This window comes from Streptomyces sp. IMTB 2501, assembly GCF_001953885.1.
GTDB lineage: Bacteria > Actinomycetota > Actinomycetes > Streptomycetales > Streptomycetaceae > Streptomyces.
On record NZ_MQUS01000073.1, the window covers coordinates 1 to 7,706 of the forward strand.

The 7,706-nt window shown below is 66.8% G+C and carries 6 protein-coding genes; 4 read left to right on the forward strand and 2 right to left on the reverse strand.

Annotated elements, in window-relative coordinates; translation table 11 throughout:
• Positions 1-147: 147 nt before the first annotated feature.
• Positions 148-312: a hypothetical protein gene (locus AV521_RS50000; RefSeq protein WP_179023912.1), complete on the reverse strand. Its 165-nt coding sequence runs from the start codon at positions 310-312 to the stop codon at positions 148-150.
• A gap of 159 nt (positions 313-471) precedes the next feature.
• Here AV521_RS50000 and AV521_RS46050 point away from each other — a divergent pair, with 159 nt between their 5' ends.
• The 4 genes from AV521_RS46050 (at position 472) to AV521_RS46065 (ending at position 5,980) form a co-directional block, all read left to right on the forward strand.
• Positions 472-1,089 carry a hypothetical protein gene (locus AV521_RS46050; RefSeq protein ID WP_076097926.1) on the forward strand — a complete coding sequence of 206 codons (618 nt, stop codon included), beginning with the start codon at positions 472-474 and terminating at the stop codon, positions 1,087-1,089.
• Positions 1,090-1,096: 7 nt separating this feature from the next.
• Positions 1,097-1,741 carry a hypothetical protein gene (locus tag AV521_RS46055; RefSeq protein WP_076097927.1) on the forward strand — a complete coding sequence of 215 codons (645 nt, stop codon included), beginning with the start codon at positions 1,097-1,099 and terminating at the stop codon, positions 1,739-1,741.
• 447 nt (positions 1,742-2,188) lie between these two features.
• Positions 2,189-4,450 (forward strand): ATP-dependent RecD-like DNA helicase, encoded by a 2,262-nt coding sequence (locus AV521_RS46060; protein WP_076097928.1) that lies wholly within the window; start codon positions 2,189-2,191, stop codon positions 4,448-4,450.
• A 240-nt stretch (positions 4,451-4,690) separates the two neighbouring features.
• Positions 4,691-5,980, forward strand: a complete 1,290-nt coding sequence (locus tag AV521_RS46065) for a citrate synthase (RefSeq protein ID WP_076097929.1) — start codon at positions 4,691-4,693, stop codon at positions 5,978-5,980.
• A gap of 621 nt (positions 5,981-6,601) precedes the next feature.
• Here the strand turns inward: AV521_RS46065 and AV521_RS46070 are convergent.
• On the reverse strand, positions 6,602-7,706 hold a 1,105-nt coding region (locus AV521_RS46070; RefSeq protein ID WP_143658781.1), incomplete at its 5' end, for a heavy metal translocating P-type ATPase.

A 7,706-nucleotide genomic window follows, 5' to 3' on the forward strand; every position in this document is an offset into this window, starting at 1 on the left:
GGCATCCACGCGGGCGGAGACATACCCACCGTCCACGCCGGCGGAGACCACCTCCCCAGCGCCAGCAGCCTGGGCGACCACCACCTCCCGGGCGGCAGCGCCGACCACCTGCCGGGCGGAGGCGTCCACGAGCACGGCACGGGTCCCTCAGCCAGCCACGAACCGCCGAGCGGCCACACGGGCGGTCATACGGACGGCCCCGGCGGGACGGAGCATGACCAGACCACGGGTGGCCATCATCAGGGCGATGCGGGCGGGCACGGCCATGACCCGGCAGCCGGAGGCTCCCACGAGGCGCACAGCTCCGGCCATGCACCGGCGGGCAGTTCATCCGAGGCTGGTCACGATCTCCCCGGACACGGACAGACAGACCTGCCGGGCGGTGGGCACTCAGGTGACCGTCCCATCGACGACATACAGGCTGATCGGTATGGCGTGGGCGACCATGCCTCTCACCCTCCGTCAGAGCCCATGCGCCCCGAGCAGGAGTCAGCGCTCTCAGAGGCGTTGACCCGGGAAAAGATGAGCCCTGAGGACCAGGCCAAGGTTCTGCGTACCTTGCGGAAGGAGCCCTACGGCGCAGACGTGGCCGATCTGATCTCTCGGGGTCATCTCAGTGACGTGAAGAACTACGACGAGATACTCAAGATGTGCAAGCAGGCCAGCAGGGGCGATCAGAAGGGCATGGTCCCCGCTGCCTACATGGCGCTGAGTCATGCGACGGATCTGCAGAGCAAGGGCTTCACTCACCTGGCGTTTGAGCTGAAGGACGATGTGACCGGGCTCGATCTGGACGTCACCACTCTCCACCCCGATGGCACGCCGCACTATGGCTATCAGTTGAAGGATGTCGACAACATCGCAGGCATCAGAGGAGCGGCAAAGAGTGCTGCCAAACAGCTCCTGCCTGATCTCACGGGTGCCAAAAAGCTTGCGATCCTCGACGTCCATCAGCCGATGGCGGAGCTCAACGCCAAGATGTTCAGGGAGGTAGAATTCCAGGCTCGGAGGACTGGGGCCACGTTCCACCTCCGCTTCCATGATGGATCTGTCAGCGTACCGGCCAACGGCCATCCCTTGTTCCCGTGAGGTAGTGATGTCGACGTTGAAGCGTGCCCCGCGTCCGTGCGGTACATGGTTCTGGGATCTGGAAGATTTCGCCCCCGCAGGGCTGGATTCCGCGCTGGTGACAGCGTCGCGCATGGCCGAGGTATTGCTGAAGCAGGATCTCTTGCTGCCGCAACAGCTGGAATACGGTTGGTTTGTCTACGGATCGGGAGGCATCAATATCAGGACAACGCTGGCGCTCACAGTTCCGCTGAGCGATGCCAGTCTTCCTGATCGGGTTCGTGCAAGTAGGCCTGTCGGCTTCTCGGACGCGGAGGTTGACGACCTGTACGTGACGGGACCGGGACATTGGCTCGATGCTGTGGGGGAGTCGCACCGTGAGCCCCGCCTTGTCGAGTTGTCCGTCTCCCCTGCCCCGGTCGGTCTCTCTGCGGAACTCGCGGTCTATCACGACATCTGGGCGTGGTTTGATTTTTCGGGCCGTCCGCATCCGGATGTGCATCGCCGCAATGCACCCAGGCTTGCGGCGGCGCTCAAGGATCTCAATGAGCTCTTTGGCGTAGACGGCGAGCCCGGGGAGCCCACGATCTTTGGTGCCGCAGCGAAACTGGGTGTAGCCACCCCTGAGCCGTATGACGACGGATTGGGGCCTGATGTGACGGATAGCCTCTGAATTGCGTGAAGCCCTGTGGATGAGGAAGAACGGTGAACCGGCGCGGCTGTGAGGCGCCACCACTGCTTTCAAGGAAGAGTCCGTCGATACTCCCCGAAGAGCAGGAACAGCAGCCGGTTCCAACGGAGTCATAGAAGGTCCCGGTTCCGCCCGCGCTGCACGTCATCCACACGTACGGCAGGCTCAGGCTGCCGCAACCGGATACGCCCGGGGTCGCGTGGGTCATGGAGCCGACCGTGGGCTACGACGGAGACGCGGCTGCCGTCATGGAGTTGGCCGCGGGACTCGGGACGGCTCTGCTCCCTGTGCGACGCGTTCTCGCGGTTCTTGCGAGGGCTGCCGGATCCCGACACGGAGGACTACTTCGTCTGAATCGTTGCCCTCGATCCGCAGGGCCAGGCGCAGCGTGACGCCCCTGCTGTCACACCCCACCGGTACCGTCGGATCATGGCTCAACAGGCGGGGACCCCCACGAGCGGTGAGCGGCGGACGGCCGTGCTCGAAGGTGTGCTGGAGAGGATCACGTACGCCAACGAGGAGAACGGATATACGGTCGCCCGGGTCGACACCGGCAGAGGCGCCGGCGATCTTCTCACGGTCGTCGGTGCTCTGCTCGGTGCCCAGGTCGGGGAATCGCTGCGCATGGAGGGCCGTTGGGGCTCGCACCCCCAGTACGGCAAGCAGTTCCACGTCGAGAACTACACGACCGTCCTGCCCGCCACCGTCCAGGGCATCCGGCGGTACCTGGGGTCCGGGCTGGTCAAGGGGATCGGGCCCGTCTTCGCCGATCGCATCACGCAGCACTTCGGCACCGACACCCTCCGCATCATCGAAGAGGAGCCCAAGCGGCTCATCGAGGTCCCCGGTCTAGGCCCCAAGCGGACCAAGAAGATCGCCGACGCCTGGGAGGAGCAGAAGGCGATCAAGGAGGTCATGCTCTTCCTCCAGACCGTCGAGGTGTCGACGTCCATCGCCGTGCGGATCTACAAGAAGTACGGGGATGCTTCGATCTCCGTCGTCAAGAACCATCCCTATCGGCTCGCCGCCGACGTCTGGGGCATCGGCTTTCTCACCGCCGACAAGATCGCCCAGTCCGTGGGGATTCCGCACGACAGCCCGGAGCGGGTCAAGGCCGGTCTGCAGTACGCGCTGTCCCAGTCCGCCGACCAAGGGCACTGTTTTCTGCCGGAGGAGCGGCTGATCTCCGATGCTGTGAAGCTGCTCGCCGTCGACACCGGCCTTGTCATCGAGTGCCTCGCCGAGCTGGCCCAGCCAGGAGAGGACGGCGAGGACCCGGGCGTCGTAAGGGAGAAGGTGCCGGGCCCGGACGGTGGTGACTCCGAACCCGTCACCGCCGTGTATCTCGTTCCTTTCCACCGGGCCGAAATCGCCCTCTCCTCCCAGCTCCTCCGCCTCCTTCGCACGGACCAGGACCGTATGCCGGCCTTCCAGGACGTCGGCTGGGACAAGGCCCTCGGCTGGCTGAAAACGCGTACCGGGGCAGATCTCGCGCCCGAGCAGGAGGCCGCCGTACGGCTCGCGCTCACCCAGAAGGTCGCCGTGCTCACCGGCGGGCCCGGCTGTGGCAAGTCCTTCACGGTGCGGTCGATCGTGGAGCTGGCCCGTGCCAAGCGGGCCAAGGTGCTGCTTGCCGCGCCGACCGGACGTGCCGCCAAGCGCCTCGCCGAGCTGACCGGGGCGGAAGCCTCCACCGTCCATCGGCTGCTGGAGCTGAAGCCCGGTGGGGATGCCGCCTATGACCGGGATCGGCCGCTCGATGCCGATCTCGTCGTCGTGGACGAAGCCTCCATGCTGGATCTGCTCCTCGCCAACAAGCTCGTCAAGGCCGTACCGCCGGGGGCCCATATCCTCTTCGTCGGGGATGTCGACCAGCTGCCCAGCGTCGGCGCCGGCGAAGTGCTGCGCGATCTGCTCGCCGACGGGAGCCCCATTCCCGCCGTCCGGCTCACCCGGGTGTTCCGGCAGGCCCAGCAGTCCGGCGTCGTCACCAACGCGCACCGGATCAACGCGGGGCAGCATCCGCTCACCGACGGGCTGAAGGACTTCTTTCTCTTTGTGGAGGACGACACGGAGGAGGCCGGGCGGCTCACCGTGGACGTGGCGGCTCACCGGATTCCGGCCAGGTTCGGGCTGGATCCGCGGCGGGATGTGCAGGTGCTGGCGCCGATGCACCGGGGGCCGGCCGGGGCGGGCACCCTCAATGGGCTGCTCCAGCAGGCCATCACCCCGGGCCGTCCCGATCTGCCCGAGAAGCGGTTCGGTGGCCGGGTCTTCCGGGTCGGCGACAAGGTCACCCAGATTCGCAACAATTACGAAAAAGGGAAGAACGGTGTGTTCAACGGCACCGTCGGCGTCGTCACGTCGCTCGATCCGGTCGACCAGCGCCTGACGGTGCTGACGGACGAGGACGAGGAGGTTCCGTATGAATTCGACGAACTGGACGAACTGGCCCATGCGTACGCGGTGACCATCCACCGTTCGCAGGGGAGTGAATATCCCGCCGTCGTGATCCCCGTCACCACTGGCGCATGGATGATGTTGCAGCGGAACCTGCTGTACACGGCGGTGACACGGGCGAAACGGCTGGTTGTCCTCGTCGGTTCACGCAAGGCGATCGGACAGGCGGTGCGCACGGTGTCCGCGGGACGGCGTTGCGCGGCACTGGACTTCCGGCTGCACGGCTCCTGACCTGCCGCTGGGCAGGCGCAGCGACCTGCATCACAAAAAATGATCGATCAAATGAGTCGTGAAGGTCACAGAGCACTTCCAGATGCCGTTCGGAGGGGGCAGGATGGGCAAGTTGGCGGCACTGAGTGCCGCCAATGGGCCCAATGGTCGACCCCGAGTGCACTCTCCTGAGCCAAATGGGGGATGGTAGAGACAGTCAGGGCACCTCGAAGATGAGGCACTACGTCGGTGAGGGAAGACGTGAGCGACAACTCTGTAGTACTGCGGTACGGCGACGGCGAGTACACCTACCCGGTGGTCGACAGCACCGTCGGCGACAAGGGCTTCGACATCGGGAAGCTCCGCACCCAGACCGGGCTGGTGACTCTGGACAGCGGGTACGGCAACACGGCCGCCTATAAATCCGCTGTCACCTACCTCGACGGCGAGGCGGGCATCCTCCGCTACCGCGGCTACCCCATCGAGCAGCTGGCCGAGCGCTCCACCTTCCTCGAGGTGGCGTACCTGCTGATCAACGGCGAGCTGCCCACCGTCGACGAGCTGGCCACTTTCAAGAACGAGATCACGCGGCACACGTTGCTGCACGAGGACGTCAAGAACTTCTACAAGGGCTTCCCGCGCGACGCCCACCCGATGGCCATGCTGTCCTCGGTCGTCTCGGCGCTGTCCACCTTCTACCAGGACAGCCACAACCCGCACGACGAGAAGCAGCGCGACCTCTCCACGATCCGGCTGCTCGCGAAGCTCCCGACGATCGCGGCGTACGCGTACAAGAAGTCGATCGGCCACCCGTTCGTCTACCCGCGCAACGACCTCGGCTACGTCGAGAACTTCCTGCGTATGACCTTCTCGGTCCCGGCGCAGGAGTACGACCTCGACCCGGTCGTCGTCGCCGCGCTCGACAAGCTGCTCATCCTGCACGCCGACCACGAGCAGAACTGCTCGACGTCGACGGTCCGCCTGGTGGGTTCGTCGCAGGCGAACATGTTCGCCTCGATCTCGGCCGGCATCAGCGCCCTGTGGGGCCCGCTGCACGGTGGCGCCAACCAGTCCGTGCTGGAGATGCTTGAGGGCATCCGCGACTCCGGCTCCGACGTCGACACCTTCATCCGCAAGGTGAAGAACAAGGAGGACGGCGTCCGTCTGATGGGCTTCGGCCACCGGGTCTACAAGAACTTCGACCCGCGCGCCAAGATCATCAAGGCCGCCGCGCACGATGTGCTCTCCGCGCTGGGCAAGGAGGACGAGCTCCTCGACATCGCCCTGAAGCTGGAGGAGCACGCGCTCTCCGACGACTACTTCGTCGAGCGCAAGCTGTACCCGAACGTCGACTTCTACACCGGTCTGATCTACCGGTCCATGGGCTTCCCGACCGAGATGTTCACGGTCCTGTTCGCCCTTGGCCGGCTGCCGGGCTGGATCGCCCAGTGGACCGAGATGATCAAGGAGCCGGGCTCCCGCATCGGCCGCCCGCGCCAGATCTACACGGGCGTCGTCGAGCGCGACTTCGTGCCGGTCGAGGAGCGCTGAACGGCGCACTGAGCGACAGGGTCTGCCTGGGTGGCGGGCCCTGAATCGGTGCCGACAAGCGAACATCGGTGCCGACAAGCGAAAAGAAGGAAGGCGCCCTGGTGCGCCGGTCCCCCCACGGGCCGACGACCAGGGCGCCTTCCCATGTCCCGGTGCGGATTCCCCCCACGGGATCCGGCCGGGCGCTCGGAGAGGACAGCGCCTGAATCGCTGTCGGTGAGCAGAATGAGCAAAACTCGCCCTGCTCCAGTGACGCGGTGCGATCTGCCGGGACAACGCACGCTGGGAGGGCCGCTCAAAGCTTCCCGGTGTGCGTGCCCCGGCAACGCATCTCTGAGGAAGTCCCCCAAGACATCCCCAGATGCCGGCTGACGCCCCCCAAGACGCCGAACCGACATCGCCAACTTAGACCTTCGAACCCCTTCGATGGTTACGTTCGCATCACTGTGATCTGCGTCTCTTGCATATGTCCGTTAGGTGCGCAAGAGCCCCGATCAACGATCGGGGCCCAAGCGTAAGGAAGATGCGCGAGCCTTGTGAAGAGCTTATGTGAGGCTCGCGCCGGACTCTAGAGGGTCTCTTACTTCGGCTTGCGTGAACCGCCGGTAACCCGGCAGGACTTCAGCGGAATCGACGCAGCCGCAGGCTGTTGGTCACCACGAACACCGAGGAGAAGGCCATGGCCGCCCCGGCGATCATCGGGTTGAGCAGCCCGGCGGCGGCCAGCGGCAGCGCTGCCACGTTGTAGCCGAAGGCCCACACCAGGTTGCCCTTGATGGTGGCCAGCGTGCGCCGGGACAGCCGGATGGCGTCTGCCGCGACCCGCAGGTCACCGCGGACCAGGGTCAGGTCGCCCGCCTCGATGGCCGCGTCCGTGCCGGTGCCCATAGCCAGGCCCAGGTCGGCGGTGGCGAGCGCGGCCGCGTCGTTGACGCCGTCGCCGACCATGGCCACGGTCCGCCCCTCGCGCTGCAGCCGTCGTACGACGTCCACCTTGTCCTCGGGGAGCACCTCGGCGAACACGTCCCCGGAGCCGATGCCGACCGTGTGCGCGACCGCCTCGGCGACCGTGCGGTTGTCCCCGGTGAGCAGCACCGGCCGCAGGCCCAGCGCGCGCAGTCCGGCCACCGCCTCGGCGCTGGTCGCCTTGACCGCGTCGGCGACGGCGAGGACCCCGCGGGCCCGCCCGTCCCAGCCGGCCACGACGGCCGTACGGCCCTGCTGCTCGGCCTCACGGGCCGCCCGGGCCAACTCCTGAGGCAGCACGTCGTAGAGGCGCCCCACGGCCACCTCGCGGCCGCTCACCCGCCCGCGTACGCCCTGCCCGGGGACGTTCTCGAAGTGCTCGACCGCGGGGAGTGCTCCGGCGCGTTCCTCGGCGCCGGCGGCGATCGCGCGGGCGACCGGGTGTTCGGAGGCGTGCTCCAGGGCGCCGGCGAGCCGCAGCAGCTCCTTCTCGTCCTCGCCCTCGGCGACGTACACCGCCTGGAGGGTCATCCGTCCGGTGGTGACGGTGCCGGTCTTGTCGAGGACGACGGTGTCGACGCGGCGCGTGGACTCCAGTACCTCGGGGCCCTTGATGAGGATGCCGAGCTGGGCGCCGCGCCCGGTGCCGACCATCAGCGCGGTCGGTGTGGCGAGGCCGAGCGCGCAGGGGCAGGCGATGATCAGGACGGCGACGGCGGCCGTGAACGCGGCGACCGTGTCGCCGGTGACGCCCAGCCAG

Bases quoted from the DNA above. Each gene is read 5' to 3' on its own strand.
- AV521_RS50000 (WP_179023912.1), bottom strand. From the start codon at position 312: ATGGCCGGAGCTGTGCGCCTCGTGGGAGCCTCCGGCTGCCGGGTCATG.
- AV521_RS46055 (WP_076097927.1), top strand. From the start codon at position 1,097: ATGTCGACGTTGAAGCGTGCCCCGCGTCCGTGCGGTACATGGTTCTGG.
- AV521_RS46050 (WP_076097926.1), top strand. From the start codon at position 472: ATGCGCCCCGAGCAGGAGTCAGCGCTCTCAGAGGCGTTGACCCGGGAA.
- AV521_RS46060 (WP_076097928.1), top strand. From the start codon at position 2,189: ATGGCTCAACAGGCGGGGACCCCCACGAGCGGTGAGCGGCGGACGGCC.